14 protein-coding genes are annotated in these 17070 nt (G+C 71.8%); 5 read left to right on the top strand and 9 right to left on the bottom strand.

Annotated features, from left to right (window positions below; translation table 11 throughout):
• Nucleotides 1-26 precede the first annotated feature (26 nt).
• Nucleotides 27-1736, bottom strand: coding sequence for an urease subunit alpha (locus tag ACSYGO_RS32115; RefSeq protein ID WP_426677925.1), 1710 nt, complete (start codon nucleotides 1734-1736; stop codon nucleotides 27-29).
• Nucleotides 1733-2437: an urease subunit gamma gene (ureA, locus tag ACSYGO_RS32110; protein ID WP_426677924.1), complete on the bottom strand. Its 705-nt coding sequence runs from the start codon at nucleotides 2435-2437 to the stop codon at nucleotides 1733-1735. The genes ACSYGO_RS32115 and ureA overlap by 4 nt, the downstream gene beginning before the upstream one ends.
• A gap of 143 nt (nucleotides 2438-2580) precedes the next feature.
• Between ureA and ACSYGO_RS32105 the strand changes: the two genes are divergently transcribed.
• Entirely contained in the window at nucleotides 2581-4035 is a 1455-nt protein-coding gene (locus tag ACSYGO_RS32105) for a cytosine permease (RefSeq protein WP_460388574.1), read from the top strand.
• A gap of 61 nt (nucleotides 4036-4096) precedes the next feature.
• Here the strand turns inward: ACSYGO_RS32105 and ACSYGO_RS32100 are convergent, their stop codons facing one another.
• Nucleotides 4097-5185: a branched-chain amino acid aminotransferase gene (locus tag ACSYGO_RS32100; protein ID WP_460388572.1), complete on the bottom strand. Its 1089-nt coding sequence runs from the start codon at nucleotides 5183-5185 to the stop codon at nucleotides 4097-4099.
• A 263-nt stretch (nucleotides 5186-5448) separates the two neighbouring features.
• Nucleotides 5449-6492 carry a 3-isopropylmalate dehydrogenase gene (locus ACSYGO_RS32095; protein WP_426677921.1) on the bottom strand — a complete coding sequence of 348 codons (1044 nt, stop codon included), beginning with the start codon at nucleotides 6490-6492 and terminating at the stop codon, nucleotides 5449-5451.
• Nucleotides 6493-6646: 154 nt separating this feature from the next.
• Between ACSYGO_RS32095 and ACSYGO_RS32090 the strand changes: the two genes are divergently transcribed.
• Entirely contained in the window at nucleotides 6647-8212 is a 1566-nt protein-coding gene (locus ACSYGO_RS32090) for a purple acid phosphatase family protein (RefSeq protein WP_460388570.1), read from the top strand.
• Nucleotides 8213-8285: 73 nt separating this feature from the next.
• Here ACSYGO_RS32090 and ACSYGO_RS32085 read toward each other — a convergent pair whose 3' ends face one another.
• Nucleotides 8286-8414: a hypothetical protein gene (locus ACSYGO_RS32085; RefSeq protein ID WP_095936841.1), complete on the bottom strand. Its 129-nt coding sequence runs from the start codon at nucleotides 8412-8414 to the stop codon at nucleotides 8286-8288.
• A 324-nt stretch (nucleotides 8415-8738) separates the two neighbouring features.
• A complete protein-coding gene (locus ACSYGO_RS32080; protein WP_426677919.1) occupies nucleotides 8739-9278 on the bottom strand; it encodes a GNAT family N-acetyltransferase in 540 nt (179 codons plus the stop codon).
• A 128-nt stretch (nucleotides 9279-9406) separates the two neighbouring features.
• Between ACSYGO_RS32080 and ACSYGO_RS32075 the strand changes: the two genes are divergently transcribed.
• Nucleotides 9407-10279 (top strand): alpha/beta fold hydrolase, encoded by an 873-nt coding sequence (locus tag ACSYGO_RS32075; RefSeq protein ID WP_426677918.1) that lies wholly within the window; start codon nucleotides 9407-9409, stop codon nucleotides 10277-10279.
• A 3-nt stretch (nucleotides 10280-10282) separates the two neighbouring features.
• On the opposite strand, the gene pruA is transcribed toward ACSYGO_RS32075, so the two are convergent.
• Entirely contained in the window at nucleotides 10283-11914 is a 1632-nt protein-coding gene (gene pruA, locus ACSYGO_RS32070; RefSeq protein ID WP_426677917.1) for an L-glutamate gamma-semialdehyde dehydrogenase, read from the bottom strand.
• A gap of 36 nt (nucleotides 11915-11950) precedes the next feature.
• Nucleotides 11951-12877, bottom strand: a complete 927-nt coding sequence (locus ACSYGO_RS32065) for a proline dehydrogenase family protein (protein WP_359501502.1) — start codon at nucleotides 12875-12877, stop codon at nucleotides 11951-11953.
• A 164-nt stretch (nucleotides 12878-13041) separates the two neighbouring features.
• On the opposite strand from ACSYGO_RS32065, the gene ACSYGO_RS32060 reads away from it, so the two are divergent.
• Complete coding sequence (locus ACSYGO_RS32060) at nucleotides 13042-14382, top strand: PucR family transcriptional regulator (protein WP_426677916.1); 1341 nt, start codon at nucleotides 13042-13044, stop codon at nucleotides 14380-14382.
• A 23-nt stretch (nucleotides 14383-14405) separates the two neighbouring features.
• Here the strand turns inward: ACSYGO_RS32060 and pdxR are convergent, their stop codons facing one another.
• Nucleotides 14406-15812 (bottom strand): MocR-like pyridoxine biosynthesis transcription factor PdxR, encoded by a 1407-nt coding sequence (gene pdxR / locus ACSYGO_RS32055; protein WP_432172485.1) that lies wholly within the window; start codon nucleotides 15810-15812, stop codon nucleotides 14406-14408.
• Nucleotides 15813-15859: 47 nt separating this feature from the next.
• Between pdxR and ACSYGO_RS32050 the strand changes: the two genes are divergently transcribed.
• Nucleotides 15860-17038, top strand: a complete 1179-nt coding sequence (locus ACSYGO_RS32050; protein ID WP_460388566.1) for an MFS transporter — start codon at nucleotides 15860-15862, stop codon at nucleotides 17036-17038.
• Nucleotides 17039-17070: the final 32 nt, after the last annotated feature.

Genomic DNA, 17070 nt, shown 5'->3' with positions numbered 1-17070 from the left:
GGCGAAGGTCCTCAAGGCCGTGGCGTTTACAGGAAGTAGAGGCGGTTCAGGGACACCGAGTCGGCGGGCTCCGAGCGCAGCGGCTCACCGTCGAGGGTGACCAGTCCGGTGCGCTGGTCCACGTCGACGGCTCCGGTACGGGAGTTGAGCCGCAGGTCGGCGGGGCCGATGCCGCGGGTGCCGCGGACGGCGACGCGCCGCCTGCGGGTGGGCATCCGGTCGTTGCCCTGGTCGAGCGCGGCCTGCGCGACGAAGGCCACCGAGATCTCGGCGGGCGTGGCGCCGTGTGCCCCGAACTGCGGCCCCAGGACGAGGGGTTCGCAGGTGTCGGTGGCGGCGTTGGGGTCGCCGACGACGCCGTACGCGGGGAACCCTGCTTTCAGGACGAGTTGGGGCTTGGCGCCGAAGTACTCGGGCCGCCACAGCACGATGTCGGCGAGCTTGCCGCTCTCGATGGAGCCGACCTCGTGCGCGAGGCCGTGCGCGATGGCCGGGTTGATGGTCAGCTTGGCCATGTAGCGCAGGACGCGCGCGTTGTCGTCGCTCTCGGGGGCGCCGAGTTCGGCCTTCATCTTCCCGGCCATCGCGAAGGTCCGGCGCACGGTCTCGCCCGCACGGCCCATGCCCTGCGCGTCCGACGAGGTGATCCCGATCGCGCCCAGGTCGTGCAGCACGTCCTCGGCACCCATCGTGCCGGCACGGATGCGGTCACGGGCCATGGCCGCGTCGCCCGGCAGATCCGTCTTCAGGTCGTGGACGGAGACGATCATCCCGTAGTGCTCGGCGACCGCGTCCCGGCCGAACGGCAGCGTCGGATTGGTCGAGGAACCGATGACGTTCGCGACACCCGCCATCTTCAGCACATTGGGCACATGACCGCCACCACAGCCCTCGATGTGGAACGCGTGGATCGTGCGGCCCTCCAGCACCCGCAGGGTGTCCTCCACGGACAGACACTCGTTCAGACCGTCGCTGTGCAGAGCGACCTGCACGTCGTGCTCCTCGGCCACCCGCAACGCCGTGTCCAGGGCACGGCTATGGGCGCCCATGTCCTCATGCACCTTGAAACCGGACGCACCACCCTCGGCCAGCGCCTCCACCAGCGGCGCATCGTGGGAGGACGAACCACGGCCCAAAAAGCCGATGTTGACGGGCCAGGCGTCGAAGGCGCTGAAAGCATGCCGCAGCGCCCAGGGCGAGTTGACACCCACACCCCACACCGGGCCGAACTCCTGGCCGATGACCGTGGTCACCCCGGAGGCCAGCGAGGCCTCCATGATCCGCGGCGACAGCAGATGGACATGCGTGTCCACGGCCCCGGCGGTCGCGATCAGACCCTCGCCCGACACGATGGACGTGCCGGTGCCCACCACGACGTCGACACCGTCCAGGGTGTCCGGGTTGCCCGCCCGGCCGATCGAGCAGATCCGGCCCTCCCGGATCCCGATGGAGACCTTGCGGATGCCCTGCACCGCGTCGATCACCACCACATTGCTGATCACGACATCACACGTCTCACGGACGGCGGCGGCCTTCAGATGCAGTCCGTCACGCGCGGTCTTGCCGAAACCGGCGAGGAACTCGTCGCCGTACAACTGCGCGTCGGACTCCACGCGCACCGTCAGCCCACTGTCACCGAGACGGATCCGGTCACCGGCACGCGGCCCGTGGGTGGCGGCGTATTCGTACGGGGTGAGGCGGCGGGCCTCGGCGGGGTGGCCTCCGGGGCGGCTCATCGCTCGACCTCCTGGTCACGGGTTTCCGGTACGCCGAGGTAGCCGCAGGCGGCGGCCCGGCGCAGGGCCTCTTCTCTGGCTCCGGGGGCGTCCAGCGGCCCGTCGACGAGCCCGGCGAAACCGATCGCGACGCGCGCGCCGCCGATAGGCAGCAGCCCGACCTCGGCGCTCTCCCCCGGGCCGAAGCGGACGGAGGAGCCGGCGGGCACGGCGAGCCGCATGCCGTAGGCCGCGGGGCGGTCGAAGTCGAGCCGCGGGTTGGCCTCGAAGAAGTGGAAGTGGGAGGTGACGGAGACGGGGACGGCGGCCGTGTTGGTCACGGTCAGACGGACGGCCGCCTCCGGCTCTGCGTGCTCCGGCCCCGGCAGCAGGGCGCCGGGTGCCTGGTCGCCGAGGCCGCCGCCGATGGGGTCGCTGACCACCGCGAGTCGCGAACCGTCGTCGAAGACGGCCTCGACGTGCACCTCGGTGACGACGTCGGCGACACCGGGCAGCACGTCGTCGGGGCCGAGCACGGACCGGGCCGCCTCGACGGCCTCGGCGAGCCTGCGTCCGTCGCGGGCCGCCTCGCACACGGTGTCGGCGATCAGCGCGGTCGCCTCCGGGACGTTGAGCCGCAGGCCTCTGGCGCGGCGGGCGCGGGCCAGCTCCGCGGCTCCGAAGAGCAGCAGCCGGTCACGTTCCGTGGGGGTCAGTCTCACGACGCGGCACCTCCTTGCTTCCCACTGATTAGAGCATCACTCTAAACGCCGGATTCATGAAACGGAAACATTGACGGACGACGTTCGTACGGTCCACATTGAACGTCGCTCAAACTTCAGGCGGCCGTCGAAGGAGACCAGCCATGCCGATAGAACAGCGCGGAGTCGACACCATCCCCGATGAGGAACGCACCAGCGGTCCCCGCGATCTGGTGTCGATCCTGCTCGGCTCCAACCTCTGCCTCGGCGTGATCATCTTCGGCTGGCTGCCCCCGTCCTTCGGGCTCGGCTGGTGGGCCTCGGTGAGCTCGATCGTGGCGGGCACGGTGGTCGGCACCGCGCTCACGGCCCCGCTGGCCCTGGTCTCGCTGCGCACGGCGACGAACCTGTCGACGTCCTCCGGCGCCCAGTTCGGCGTCCGCGGGCGCCTGGTCGGCTCCGTCGTCGGCCTGCTCCTCGCCCTCGGCTACACCGCCCTGACCGTGTGGATCGGCGGCGACGTGATGGTCAGCGTGCTCGGCCGCCTCTTCGGACTGCCGGACGACGGACTCTCGTACGCCGTCGTCTACGCGCTGCTCGCCGCCGCCACCGTCGCCGGCGCCGTGTACGGCTACCGGGTGCTCCTCGCCATGTCGCGCGTGCTGGCCCTCGCGATGACGGCCCTGCTGGTCCTCGGCGTGATCGCGTACGCGCCGCACTTCACCACGGCCGCGCTCCCCGAGGCCGGCGGCTATCTGCTCGGCTCCTTCTGGCCGACCTGGCTGCTCGCCGCCGTGGCGGCCGGCCTGTCCGGCCCGATCGCCTTCATCACGCTCCTCGGCGACTACACGCGCTACATCTCCCCGGCCCGCCACTCCTCGCGCACCGTCCTGCACGCCACCTGGCTCGGACTGATCGCCGGACTCCTCGTCCCCCAGCTGTTCGGCACCTTCACGGCGTACGCGGCGCGGGCGGCCCTCGACTACGCGGGCCCCCTCGTCACCGCCTCCCCCACCTGGTACCTGGTCCCGCTCCTGCTGGCGGCCTCCGCCGGCTCGGTCGGCAACGCGGGCCTGATGCTCTACTCGATGGGCCTCGACCTGGACGCGATCCTGCCCCGTGCCTCGCGGGCCCGCGCCACCTGCACGGTCGCCGTCGTCGCCACCGCCTGTGTCTTCGTGGGCCACTACGCCTGGGACGCGCAGTCCGCGATGACGTCCTTCGTCCTCCTGCTGACCGCCATCGGCACCCCGTGGGCCGTCATCACCCTGATCGGCTTCGTCCGCTGCCGGGGCGTCTACGACCCGGACGCCCTCCAGGTCTTCAACCGCCGCTCGCGGGGCGGGATCTACTGGTTCCGGGGCGGCTGGAACATCCAGGCCACGGTGTCCTGGGCACTGGGCGCCTTCGTGGGCCTGCTGGCCGTGTCCCTCCCCTCGTACGAGGGGCCCCTGCTGTCGCTGACGGGCGGGGTGGACTGCAGCTTCCTGCTGTCGGGGGCGGTCGGCGGGGTGGCCTATCTGCTGCTCTCGCCCCGGCAGACGTCCGACCGTGTCCTCGCCGGGGACGAACTCGCCCACGCCGACGGCGGGGTCCGGGTCGGCGAACCGGGCCGGTGAACCGGAACGCCCGTGTCCGCCCCGGTTCAAAAACCGGGGCGGACACGGGCGTCGGGTCGCATCAGCCCAGCGGGTGCATCCAGCCGTGCTTGTCCTCGGTCACGCCCCGCTGGATGTCCAGCAGCGCGTTGCGCAGCTTCAGGGTGACCTCGCCGGGCTCACCGTCCGAGTGCTGCCATTCGGTGCCGGAGCGCTTGACCGTGCCGACGGGGGTGATGACCGCGGCGGTGCCGCACGCGAAGACCTCGGTCAGGGTGCCGTTCGCGGCGTCCTTCTGCCACTGCTCGATGGAGACGCGGCCCTCCTCGGAGCCGTAGCCGAGGTCACGGGCGACGGTGAGGAGGGAGTCACGGGTGACGCCCTCCAGGATGGAGCCGGTCAGCGACGGGGTCACGATCCTTTCGCCGTACACGAAGTACAGGTTCATGCCGCCGAGTTCCTCGACCCACTTGTGCTCCACCGCGTCGAGGTAGCAGACCTGGTCGCAGCCCTTGGCGGCGGCCTCGGCCTGGGCGAGGAGGGAGGCCGCGTAGTTGCCGCCCGTCTTGGCGTCGCCCATGCCGCCGGGGACGGCGCGGACACGGTCCTCCGAGAGCCAGATCGAGACCGGCTTCACGCCACCGGCGAAGTAGGCGCCGGCGGGCGAGGCGATCACCAGGAACAGGTACTCGTTCGCGGGCTTCACACCCAGCCCGACCTCGGTCGCGATCATGAACGGACGGAGGTAGAGGGACTCCTCGCCACCGTGCGCGGGCACCCAGTCGCTGTCCTGCTGGACGAGCACGTCACAGGCCTCGATGAACGTCTCGACGGGCAGCTCCGGCATGCCCAGGCGGCGGGCCGAGGCCTGGAAGCGCCGGGCGTTCTTGTCGGGGCGGAAGGTGGCCACGGAGCCGTCGGGCTGACGGTACGCCTTGAGGCCCTCGAAGATCTCCTGCGCGTAGTGCAGGGTCATGTTCGCGGGGTCGAGGGAGAGCGGGCCGTACGGAACGAGCTGTCCGTCGTGCCAGCCGCGGCCCTCGGTCCACTTGATCGTCACCATGTGGTCGGTGAAGTGGCGGCCGAAGCCGGGGTTGGCCAGGATCGCCTCGCGCTCCGCGGCGGAGAGCGGGCTGGCGGACGGCTTGAGCTCGATCGTGGGCTGCGTCATGAGTGGTTGTCCTTCACCGGTTGTGTGTGACGGGCCGCGCTCACGCCCGAACTGCCAGTGGCCAGTGTTAGGACGTCCGAGCATTCCCTCATTCCGCGGCTCCGCGTTCGATTATCGCGCGCGGGGCGCCGGGGACGAAAACTGCGTGAATGCGGCCCTTGGGCTTGCCCAGGGGTTGATGGTGGCACCCGGCGAGGGCATAGCAAAAGCCGCCGGGTGCGGATGCGACCCGGCGGCTCCTGTGTGAAGCGAGTGGCGGCGGGTCAGCCGGCTACCCGTACGGCGAGCGCGTCGCCGATTTCGTCGGTGCTCCGGGCCGGCTTGCCGACGCGCTCCGCGAGGTCGGCCGAGACGGCTTCCTCGATGCGGACGGCCTCCGTCTCGTAGCCGAGGTGGCGCAGCAGCAGGGCGACGGACAGGACCGTGGCGCTGGGGTCGGCCTTGCCCTGGCCCGCGATGTCGGGCGCCGAGCCGTGCACCGGCTCGAACATCGAGGGGAACTCGCCGCTCGGGTTGATGTTGCCGGAGGCGGCGACGCCGATGCCGCCGGAGACGGCCGCGGCGAGGTCGGTGATGATGTCGCCGAAGAGGTTGTCGGTGACGATGACGTCGAAGCGGGCCGGGTCGGTGACGAGGTAGATCGTCGCGGCGTCGACGTGGATGTAGTCCGTGGTGACCTCGGGGAACTCCGCGGCCACCCGGTTGAAGATGTTGGTCCACAGGTGTCCCGCGAAGGTCAGCACGTTGTTCTTGTGGACCAGCGTGAGCTTCTTGCGCGGGCGGGCCTGGGCGCGGGCGAAGGCGTCGCGGACGACGCGCTCGACGCCGAAGGCCGTGTTCACGGAGACCTCGGTGGCGACCTCGTGCTCGGTGCCCTTGCGGATGGTGCCGCCGTTGCCGGTGTACGGGCCCTCGGTGCCCTCGCGGACCACGACGAAGTCGATCTCGGGCTGGCCGGCGAGCGGGGTCTCGACACCCGGGAGGAGCTTCGAGGGACGCAGGTTGACGTGGTGGTCGAAGGCGAAGCGGAGCTTCAGCAGGAAGCCGCGCTCCAGGACGCCGGACGGGACCGACGGGTCGCCGATCGCGCCGAGCAGGATCGCGTCGTGCTGCTTGAGGGCGTCGAGGTCCGCGTCGGTGAGGGTCTCACCGGTGGCGTGGTACCGCTTGGCACCGAAGTCGAACTCCTTGGTCTCCAGCTTCACATCCTGCGGGAGGACGGCGGAGAGGACCTTCAGACCCTGGGCCACGACTTCCTGGCCGATGCCGTCACCGGGGATCACTGCGAGATTGATGCTGCGAGACATGACGGCACCGTACTCCTTGTCCCATGGGATGACACGCCATGTCCGCCATCCGGACATCACGTTCGCCGCCACGGCCCCGCGGAACGCCGACCCGACGCCCACCGTTCACCCTTACGTCCCGCGGCCGTTGGGGCGTCCTGGGAAGTTTCCCGACATGGACACCCCTGACGTCGGCATCCCGGAACAGCTCGCGCGCCGTATGAGCATGGCCGAGCAGCACGAGTACCTGCGGACGAAGCTGACCCGCCGGCGCGCCCTGGTCACCGCGGGCGCGTTCGCGGGCGGCGGTCTGCTGGCCGGCTGCTCGCAGGGGGCGGGGGTGGCGACGCGCACGTCCGGCCCGTCCGTGCGCACGGCGACCGGGCAGGTGCACGGCTCCGTCGTCACGCCCTTCGGCCGTCACCTGGCCTTCGGCGCGGACCCGCGGACCCAGATGCGCGTCTCCTGGCAGGTGCCCCTCGCGGTCAGGAAGCCGTACGTGCGGGTGGGGCTGACGCCGTGGGAGCTGAGCCGGAAGATCGAGGCCGAAGTCAGGACCCTGCACACGCCCGGCCTGGCGGGCCGGCGGTTCGCGCTGGACCAGTACTACCTGCACGCGGCGCTCGACGGGCTGCGCCCCGGCACGACGTACTACTACGGCGTCGGCCACGAGGGGTTCGACCCGGCGGCACGCGAACGGCACGCGACGGTCGGCCGTTTCCGCACGGCGCCCGCCGCTGCCGAGAAGTTCGTGTTCACCGCCTTCGGCGACCAGGGGGTCACCCCCGAGGCGCTCGCCAACGACAAGCTGATCCTCGGCCGCCACCCTGCCTTCCACCTGCACGCGGGCGACATCTGCTACGCGGACTCGGTCGGGCTCGGCAAGGACTCCGACATCTACGACCCCAGCGCCTGGGACCTGTTCCTCAAGCAGACCGAGTCCGTGGCGAAGTCGGTGCCGTGGATGGTGACGACGGGCAACCATGACATGGAGGCGTGGTACTCGCCGAACGGGTACGGGGGCCAGTCGGCCCGCTGGTCGCTCCCGGACAACGGCTTCGACGCGCGCAGGGCGCCGGGCGTCTACTCCTTCACGTACGGCAATGTCGGGATCGTGGCGCTGGACGCGAACGACGTGTCGTACGAGATCCCCGCCAACAAGGGCTACTCGGGCGGGCGGCAGACGGCCTGGTTGGACAAGCGGCTCGGCGAGCTGCGGCGGACGGCCGACTTCGTGGTGGTCTTCTTCCACCACTGCGCGTACTCCACGGCGACGCACGCCTCCGACGGCGGGGTGCGGGACACCTGGGGGCCGCTGTTCGCCAAGCACCAGGTGGACCTGGTGATCAACGGCCACAACCACGTGTACGAGCGGACCGACGCCATCAAGGGCGGAAAGGTCGGCAGGCGCGTCCCGGTCGGCGCGTCGACGGACCCGACACGGGACGGGATCGTCTACGTCACGGCGGGCGGCGCGGGCAAGAGCCTGTACCGGTTCCCCACCGGGGTGAAGGACAGCCACGAGGGGAAGGTCAGAAACCGCGAGTCCGTCGAGACCTTCCACTGGACCGGCTCCCGGCAGCAGAAGGCCGAGACCGTGGAGTGGTCACGGGTGCGGTACACCGGCTTCTCCTTCCTCTCGGTGGAGGCGGAGGCGGGCACCGCTCCCCGGCTCAAGGTGTCGGCGCTCGCGCAGAGCGGCGAGCGCATCGACCACTTCGAGGTGCGGCGCGGCGCGTGAGCCCCGCGCCGCACCCCGTGCGGGTGCGGCTCCCGGTGTGCGGCCCGGCCGTCGGCCGGGGCGTGCGGTCGGCTCAGTGGCCCGTCTCGCCGCCGTTGTCCCGGCGGTCGAGGGCGCGCTGGAGGGCCGCTGCCGCGTTCTTGCGGTCGGAATCGCTCGTACGGGAGATGTGGCGGACTCGGCGGACGGTCGTCTCGGCCATGATGAATCGACTCCTTTGCCTCCGGACGCGCTGGTCCGGAAGTGCGGTGAGGGATTTACGAGACGCCGGATGGGGCGGGGAGCGGTGCCGCAGGGGTTACCTGCCAGGGGCTCCGGCTCACGACCGCCATTCGCTGGGTCGAGCGAGACGTTCGGCTCCTACAAAACTAGGCGAGGAGCGGGCATCTGTCTCCACAGTTAGTCGGACTTCCTACTATCTGAGACGGCGGTTCGGGTCACACCGTTCTGACCTGCACTGATCCCACCGGCCACATCACTCACGGATGGGTGCGGCCGCGGGGTGGCCGCCGCGTCGGGTCCGCCCTCAGAGCACGTCGCCGTCGCGCCAGTCGAAGACCAGCTCGTGGGCGGGGTCGAGCGGGCCGGCCGACGAGGGGCGGACGAAGGTGGCACCCTCCTCCTCCGGCAGGCGCACCACGCCGTCCGGGCCGAGCACGCTGATCCGGCCCGGCCAGACCTGCCAGCCGCGGGCCGTGTAGAGCGCGGCACCCTCCTCGCTCGCGGAGAGTGCCCCCAGTGCGTACGCGCCGTCGACGATGCGCTCCAGTTCGGCCATCACCCGCCCGCCCAGGCCCGTGCGCCGCACGTCGGCGCGCACACCGACCGCCTCCACGTATCCGGTGCGCAGCGAACGGCCGCGATGCAGGACGCGGCGCTGGACCACCGAACCGTGGGCGGCCAGGCCCCGCGCGTCGTGCACGAGGACATGGAGGCCGCCGAGTCCGTGGTCCCAGTCGTGGTCGCCGAAGTCCCCGTCGAAGGCGGCGTCCAGGAGCTCACGGACGGCACGGAGGTCGCCCGGGGCGAGATCCGCGGTGTGGGCCGTGCGCAGTCGCGTGGTCATCGGGCCAGTATCGCCGGGGAGTCGACCACCTGTCGGTCTAACCTCTAAAAATACCTTGACCGGTTAGCCATGGGTGTGATGAGGTGATCTCACCACCAAGGGGAACTTCAGGGGTTAGGGGAACCGCCATGACCGCGCACCGGATCCACCACCGCACCACCACCGTCCGAGGCCTGGAGATCGCCTACCGGGAGGCGGGCCCCGCCGACGCCCCCGTCCTGCTCCTCCTGCACGGCTTCCCGACGAGCTCGCACATGTTCCGGGACCTGATGCCGCTCCTCGCCGACCGCTACCACCTCGTGGCCCCCGACCACATCGGCTTCGGCCGCTCGGCGACGCCCGCCGCCGACGAGTTCCGCTACACCTTCGACCGACTGGCCGAGATCACCGGCGAGTTCACCGAGCAGCTCGGGCTGAAGGAGTACGCGCTCTACATCCAGGACTACGGCGCCCCGATCGGTCTGCGCCTGGCGCTCGCGCACCCCGAGCGGGTGACCGCGATCATCACGCAGAACGGCAACGCGTACGAGGAGGGCCTGGGCGCCGACGCGTGGGCACCGGTGCTCGCGCTGATCGCGCGGCGCACGCCCGAGACGGAGGCGCCGGTCAGGGAGATCAGCAGCCCGGACGGCATCAAGTGGCAGTACCTGCACGGCGTCCCGGACCCGACGCTCGTCAGCCCCGACGCCTACGAGCACGACGCGGCCCGCATGGCCCGCCCGGGCCAGAGCGAGATCCAGCTCGACCTGATCTCCGACTACGGCTCCAACTTCGCCCTCTACCCCGCGTTCCACGAGTACTTCCGCGACAGCCAGGTCCCGCTGCTCGCCGTCTGGGGCGCGCACGACGAGATCTTCGTCCCGGCGGGCGCCCTGGCCTTCCGGCGCGACCTCCCGCAGGCCGAGATCCACCTGCTCCCCGCCGGCCACTTCGCCCTGGAAACGCACGCGGGCCAGGCAGCCGCCCTGATCGGCGACTTCCTGGCCCGGCATGTCCGCTAGCGGTCAGCCCATGTGCGGGTAGCCGTAGTCGGTCGGCGGCACCAGCGTCTCCTTGATGGCGCGGGTCAGCGTCCAGCGCATCAGGTTCTGCGGGGCACCGGCCTTGTCGTTGGTGCCGGAGGCGCGGCCGCCGCCGAAGGGCTGCTGGCCGACGACGGCGCCGGTCGACTTGTCGTTGATGTAGAAGTTGCCCGCCGCGTAGCGGAGCTTCTCCATCGTGTACGCGGCCGCCGCGCGGTCGCCGGAGATGACCGAGCCGGTGAGCGCGTAGTCGGACGCCGACTCCATCTGGGTCAGCATCTCGTCGTACTTGTCGTCCTCGTAGACGTACACGGCCAGGAAGGGGCCGAAGTACTCGGTCGTGAAGACCTCGTTCTCCGGGTCCGTGCACTCGACGACGGTCGGGCGGACGAAGTAGCCGACGGAGTCGTCGTAGCTGCCGCCCGCGACGATCGTGCAGGACGGGTCGGCCTTCGCGCGGTCGATGGCCGCCTTGTTCTTGGCGAAGGAGCGCTCGTCGATGACCGCGCCGATGAAGTTCGACAGGTCGGTGACGTCACCCATGGTCAGGTAGTCGACCTCGGCCGCGAACTCCTCCTTGAAACCGGAGTTCCAGATGGAGGCCGGGATGTAGGCGCGGGAGCTCGCCGAGCACTTCTGGCCCTGGTACTCGAAGGAACCGCGGGTCAGGGCGGTCTTGAGGACCGCGCGGTCGGCCGACGGGTGGGCGACCACGAAGTCCTTGCCGCCGGTCTCGCCGACCAGACGCGGGTAGGAGCGGTACTTCTCGATGTTGTTGCCGACCGTCTTCCACAGGTACTGGAAGGTCTTGGTCGAGCCGGTGAAGTGGATGCCCGCGAGGTCGCGGTGCTCCAGGGCGACCTTGGAGACCTCGATGCCGTCACCGGTGACGAGGTTGATGACGCCCTTGGGCAGGCCCGCCTCCTCCAGGAGCTGCATCAGCAGCACGGCGGCGTGGGTCTGCGTCGGGGACGGCTTCCAGACCACGACGTTGCCCATGAGCGCCGGAGCGGTGGGCAGGTTGCCCGCGATCGCCGTGAAGTTGAAGGGCGTGATCGCGTAGACGAAGCCCTCCAGCGGACGGTGGTCCATGCGGTTCCACACGCCCGGGGAGTTCGCCGGCGGCTGCTCGGCGAGGATCTGGCGGGCGTAGTGGACGTTGAAGCGCCAGAAGTCGACGAGCTCGCACGGGGTGTCGATCTCGGCCTGCTGGGCGGTCTTCGACTGGCCGAGCATGGTGGAGGCGGCCAGCGTCTCGCGCCAGGGACCGGCGAGCAGCTCGGCGGCGCGCAGGATGATCGCGGCGCGGTCGTCGAAGGACATCGCGCGCCAGGCCGGCGCGGCCGCGAGGGCGGCGTCGATGGCGTCCTGCGCGTCCTGCTGGGTGGCGTGCGCGCCGGTGCCGATGACGGCCTTGTGGTTGTGCGGCTGCACGACCTCGAAGCGCTCACCGCCGCCGAGCCGCTTCTCGCCGCCGATGGTCATCGACAGCTCGATCGGGTTCTCGGCCAGCTCCTTGAGCTTGGCCTCCAGGCGGGCGCGCTCGGGCGAGCCGGGGGCGTAGCCGTGCACCGGCTCGTTGACGGGGGTGGGGACCTGGGTCACAGCGTCCATGTGTTCCGTACTCCTTAGTGAGCGGGTGGTTCGGGCTCAGCCCTTGGTGAGGATCGAGCGGGCGAAGAAGAGCAGGTTGGCGGGCTTCTCCGCGAGGCGGCGCATGAAGTAGCCGTACCAGTCGGTGCCGTACGCGGTGTACACACGCATGCGGTGCCCCTCGGCGGCGAGCCGCAGGTGCTCGTCGCTGCGGATGCCGTACAGCATCTGGAACTCGTACTCGTCCAGTTTGCGCCCGGCCTTGCGCGCGAGCTCCTGCGCGATGGAGATGAGCCGCGGGTCGTGCGACCCGATCATCGGGTACCCCTCGCCCTCCATCAGGATCTTCAGGATGCGCACGTACGCCTTGTCGGTCTCCGCCTTCTGCTGGTAGGCGACCTCGGCGGGCTCCTTGTAGGCGCCCTTCACCAGGCGTACGCGGCTGCCGCTCTCGGCGAGGCGGCGGGCGTCGGCCTCGGTGCGGAAGAGGTAGGCCTGGATGACGCAGCCGGTCTGCGGGAAGTCCTTCCGCAGCTCCTCGTGGATGGCGAACATCGAGTCGAGGGTGGTGTGGTCCTCGGCGTCCAGCGTGACGGTGGTGCCGATGGCGGCGGCGGCCTCGACGACGGGGCGGACGTTGGCGAGGGCGAGCTCGTGGCCGCCCTCCAGCGCCTGGCCGAACATCGACAGCTTGATGGACATCTCGGCCTTGGTGCCGAGGTCGAGCTGCTTGAGGCGCTCGATCAGGTCCAGGTAGGCGTCACGGGCCGCGGTGGCCTGCTCGGGGGTCGTGATGTCCTCGCCGACGACGTCCATCGTGACCTCGAGGCCCTTGCCCGTGAGGTCCTGGATGATGGGGACGACCTGGTCGACGGTCTCGCCGGGTATGAAGCGGTCGACGACCGGCTTGGTCACCGGGGCCGCCGAGATCAGACGGCGCATCTTGTCGCTGCGCGAGGCGGCGAGAATCACGGGACCCAGCACGGGGCACCTCCACAACAAAGCCAGCAGGAGGCCGAATCCCGACCATTCGGGTACGGCACGGAGAACCACCGTGAAACCTATGGATCGCTCCGATCCTCTGCCATCGACAGCTGTCACGCATCCGTGCCCTGGATCTCAGACAGATGTATGAAGGCCGCGCGAAAATGCGGGAGAATGCCCGGGTGACGGGTGAATACAGAGGGGACTACCAGGAGCTGGTCGACGAGATCTCGGCACTGCTCGGCGTGCCGGCGACGCTGGAGAACCGGGACTTCGAGCTCATCGCCTTCGGCGCCTACGACTCCGAGGGCGAGCTCGACCCGTCGGCCCTGGATCCCGTGCGCGCCCGCTCGATCCTCACGCGCCGCTCCACCGCGGCGGTCCGCACCTGGTTCGAGGGCTTCGGCATCACCCGCGCCACCGGTCCGGTCCGTATCCCGCCCACCCCGGAGGCGGGCGTGTACCGCGGAAGGATCTGTCTGCCCGTACGCCATCGGGGTGTCGTCCTCGGCTACGTCTGGCTCCTCGACGACGACCCCGGCCCCACCGCCGCCCAGCTCGCCGCCGCCATGCAGGTCGCCTCCCGGATCGGCGCCCTGCTCGCGGACGAGGCGCAGGCGGGCGCGGACCTCACCCGCGAACTGCGCGCGGTGCTCACCGCGGAGCGCGGCTGGCAGCGCGACATGGCCGTGGCCGAGCTGCGGTCGGCGCTCGGGCCGCGCGCCGACGTCCTGCACACCGTCGTCTGCGTGGCGCCATGGCCCTCGGCCGGCCCGGACGACGCCCCCTCCGCCCGCACGGTGCCGGGCGCGACCGCACTGTGCACGGTGCCGTGGCGTGGGGGTACCTCCGGCGCCCCCGAGGAAGCGGGGGACACCGGGCAGAGCCTGGCGCTGCTCGTGCGGCTGAGGTCGGCGGACGTCCTCTCCCCTGCGCTGACGGCGGCCTCACGGTTCGTGCGGGAAGCGGAGGGCGGGCGCGCGGAGAGCGGGCCGTCGGCGGGCGGCCCGGACGCGACGCGCGGGGAGGACGGACGGCTCCCGGGCGCCGCGGAGGGCGGACGGACCAGAACCGGCGCGCGTGGCGGACGAGGCCGGGCCGCGGCCGGGGTCGCCACGGCCCGCGTGGGTCTCGCGGAGCTCGGGGCCGCCTGGCAGGAGGCCTCCGCCGCCGCCCGTGCCGTCCTCGCCGAGCCGCGGCTCGGCCCGGTCGCCGAGTGGGCGTCCATCGGCCCCTTCAGACTGCTCACCTCCCTTCCCCCGGAGGTGGCCCACGACCCCGTGGTGAAGGGGCTGCTGGCGCCCGCCCACCGCGAACTGGCGCGCACGGCCGAGGTGTTCCTCGACTGCGCGGGCCAGGCCGGCCGTACCGCCGCCGAGCTGGGCGTCCACCGCCAGACGCTCTACTACCGCCTGTCCCGGGTCGAACAGCTCACCGGCCTGGACCTGGACGACGGCGAGGACCGACTGCTGCTGCACATGGCCCTGAAGGGGGCCCGGCTGTAGGGGCCGTGCGGGCCGGTGTGCCGTCAGGGGCCCGCCAGCAGGTCGCCGACGGCCGCGATGCCCTCGGTGATCGCCCGTTCGCCCACGTCCCCGAAGCCCAGGACCAGCCGGGGCGGCTCGCTCCCGCCGGCCGAGCGGCACGGGCTCATGCCGTAGAGGCCGACGCCGCGTTCCCGCGCCGCGGCCACGACGGCCTGCTCGTCGGCGTCCGGGGAGAGATGGGCGACCGCGTGGAAGCCGGCGGCGAGGCCCGTGAGGCGCACCGCGGGGGCGTGCTCGCCGAGCGCCGAGACGAGGGCCGCGCGCCGGGCCGCATAGACCGTCCGCATGCGGCGCAGATGACGGTCGTGGCGGCCGGACTCGATCAGCCGGGCGAGGGCCAGTTGGTCGAGGGTCGGGGAGCCGCGGTCGGTGAGGTGCTTGGCCCGGGTGAGCGGGTCGGTGAGCGAGGGCGGGCAGAGCAGCCATCCGATGCGCAGGGCCGGCGCGAGGGACTTGCTGACGGTGCCGACGGAGATCACCCGGTCCGCCGCGATCCCCTGGAGCGCGCCCACGGGCTCGCGGTCGTAGCGGAACTCCGCGTCGTAGTCGTCCTCGACGACGTATGCGTCCCGGCGTGCCGCCCAGTCGACGAGGGCGAGCCGGCGCCCGGGGGCGAGGACCACTCCGGTCGGCCACTGGTGGGCCGGGGTGACGATGACGGCCCGCGCTCCGGTCGCGTCGAGCGCGGCGACGTCGACGCCGTCCTCGTCGACCGGGACGGGCACCGCCGTCAGACCCGCGGCCTCGGCCGCGGCCGTCGCCGTGGCGGGCGCGCCCGGGTCCTCGTACGCCACGACGCGCACGCCGGTCCGGGCCAGGGCGCGCAGGGCGAGGCCCAGGCCCTGCGCGTAGCCGGAGCAGACCACGATCCGTTCGGGGTCGGCCGCGGCGGCCCGCACCCGGCGCAGATAGCCGGCCAGCACCTCGCGCAGGACGGAACTCCCGCGCGGATCCCCGTAGTCGAGGCCGGAGGTCGGCATGGCCCGGCCCGCCTCGCGCATCGCCCAGAGCCAGTCGGTGAGGGGGAAGCCGCCCAGGTCCGGTACGCCGTGGCGGAAGTCGGCGATGAGCCGCGGGGCCGCCGGGGGCGCGGAGACCGGCGCGGCGGGCACGTGGGCGACCGTCGCGACCCGGGTGGCCGAGCCGACCCGGGTCACCAGGTAGCCCTCCGCCTGGAGTTGGGCGTAGCAGTCCTGGACCAGACCTCTGGACAGGCCGAGCGTGCGGGCCAGTTCGCGGGAGGACGGCAGGCGCTCACCGGGGCCGAGGCGGCCGGTGCGGATCGCGTCGCGGACCTGGCGCTCCAGTTGGGCACGCAGGTGCTCGCCGCTGTCCCGGTCGACGGACAGGAGCAGTTCGGGTGACAGACCGGCCCACTGCAACGGCATGGAATTGGAGCTTACCGGCGGTCCGGCGCGCACCTAGCGTCGTTCCCATGACGACTACCGCGACGAACTCCCCGGCCCGCCCGCGCCTGGTCACCCGTCCGCTACTGCTCCGCTTGGTGAGCATGGTCGGCGCCTCGACCGGCTTCTTCCTGCTCCTGTCGGTCGTCCCCCGCTACGCGACGGCGTCGGGGGCGGGCCCGGCCACCGGTGCACTGATGCTGTCCACGGTCCTCGGCGAGCTGGCCGCCCCTCGTTTCGTGGCCCGTTACGGCCACCGGTTCGCGCTGGTCGTCGGGCTCGTCCTGCTCGGCGCGCCCGCCCTGGTCCTGACCCTCTCGCACGACCTGGCATGGATCGTGGCGGTGTGCCTGGTGCGGGGCCTCGGCTTCGCCCTGACCTTGGTGGCGGGCGGGGCACTGACCGCCTCGCTCATCCCGGCCGAGCGGCGCGGTGAGGGACTGGCCCTGGTCGGAGTGGTCTCCGGGGTCCCCTCGCTGATCGCCCTGCCGCTGGGCGTGTGGCTCGCCACGCACGTCGGGTACACGCCCGTCGCGGTCGCCGCGGGTGTGGCGGCGCTGGCCGCGGTCGCCTCCGTGCCCGGTCTGCCGGGCCGTCAGGCGACCGCGCCGGGTGGGGAGAAGCCGGTGGGCATGGTGGCCGGCCTGCGCACCGGAGGCCTGGTGCGGCCCGCCGCGGTCTTCGCGGTCACGGCCGTCGCGACCGGCATCGTCGTCACGTTCCTGCCGCTCGCGGTGCCCGCCGCGCTGGACGGCGTCGTCGCGGTCGCCCTCTTCGTCCAGCCCGCCGCGTCGACGGCGGCACGCTGGGCGGCGGGCCGCCACGCCGACCGGCACGGGCCCGCGCGGCTGGTGCTGCCCGGCCTGGTCCTGTCCGCCGTGGGCATGCTGGTCACCGCCGCGACCGGCAGTCCGGCCGCCGTGCTCGCCGGGGTCGCCCTGTTCGGGATCGGCTTCGGCATCGCCCAGAACGCGACGCTGACGCTCATGTACACACGGGTCACGGCCTCCGGGTACGGCACCGTCACCGCGCTCTGGAACCTCGCGTACGACGGTGGCATGGGCGTCGGCGCGGTCGGCTTCGGCGCGCTCGCCGCTTGGACGGGCTACTCCTGGGCGTTCGCGGTCACCGCCGTGCTGATGCTGGTGGCAGTGGTGCCCGCCGTGCGCGACCGGCACACGGACGCACCCGCGCCGCCGTCGTGCTGAGCGCGCCGTGCCGAGGCCCCAAGGCGCCGGGG

It is taken from the genome of Streptomyces krungchingensis (genome assembly GCF_054729265.1).
This window is presented reverse-complemented; position numbering and strand designations above follow the sequence as displayed.

Bases quoted from the DNA above. Each gene is read 5' to 3' on its own strand.
- ACSYGO_RS32115 (WP_426677925.1), bottom strand. From the start codon at position 1,736: ATGAGCCGCCCCGGAGGCCACCCCGCCGAGGCCCGCCGCCTCACCCCG.
- ACSYGO_RS32100 (WP_460388572.1), bottom strand. From the start codon at position 5,185: ATGACGCAGCCCACGATCGAGCTCAAGCCGTCCGCCAGCCCGCTCTCC.
- pruA (WP_426677917.1), bottom strand. From the start codon at position 11,914: ATGGACGCTGTGACCCAGGTCCCCACCCCCGTCAACGAGCCGGTGCAC.
- ACSYGO_RS32060 (WP_426677916.1), top strand. From the start codon at position 13,042: ATGCGGGAGAATGCCCGGGTGACGGGTGAATACAGAGGGGACTACCAG.
- ACSYGO_RS32095 (WP_426677921.1), bottom strand. From the start codon at position 6,492: ATGTCTCGCAGCATCAATCTCGCAGTGATCCCCGGTGACGGCATCGGC.
- ACSYGO_RS32085 (WP_095936841.1), bottom strand. From the start codon at position 8,414: ATGGCCGAGACGACCGTCCGCCGAGTCCGCCACATCTCCCGTACGAGC.
- ACSYGO_RS32075 (WP_426677918.1), top strand. From the start codon at position 9,407: ATGACCGCGCACCGGATCCACCACCGCACCACCACCGTCCGAGGCCTG.
- ACSYGO_RS32080 (WP_426677919.1), bottom strand. From the start codon at position 9,278: ATGACCACGCGACTGCGCACGGCCCACACCGCGGATCTCGCCCCGGGC.
- pdxR (WP_432172485.1), bottom strand. From the start codon at position 15,812: ATGCCGTTGCAGTGGGCCGGTCTGTCACCCGAACTGCTCCTGTCCGTC.
- ACSYGO_RS32090 (WP_460388570.1), top strand. From the start codon at position 6,647: ATGGACACCCCTGACGTCGGCATCCCGGAACAGCTCGCGCGCCGTATG.
- ACSYGO_RS32105 (WP_460388574.1), top strand. From the start codon at position 2,581: ATGCCGATAGAACAGCGCGGAGTCGACACCATCCCCGATGAGGAACGC.
- ACSYGO_RS32050 (WP_460388566.1), top strand. From the start codon at position 15,860: ATGACGACTACCGCGACGAACTCCCCGGCCCGCCCGCGCCTGGTCACC.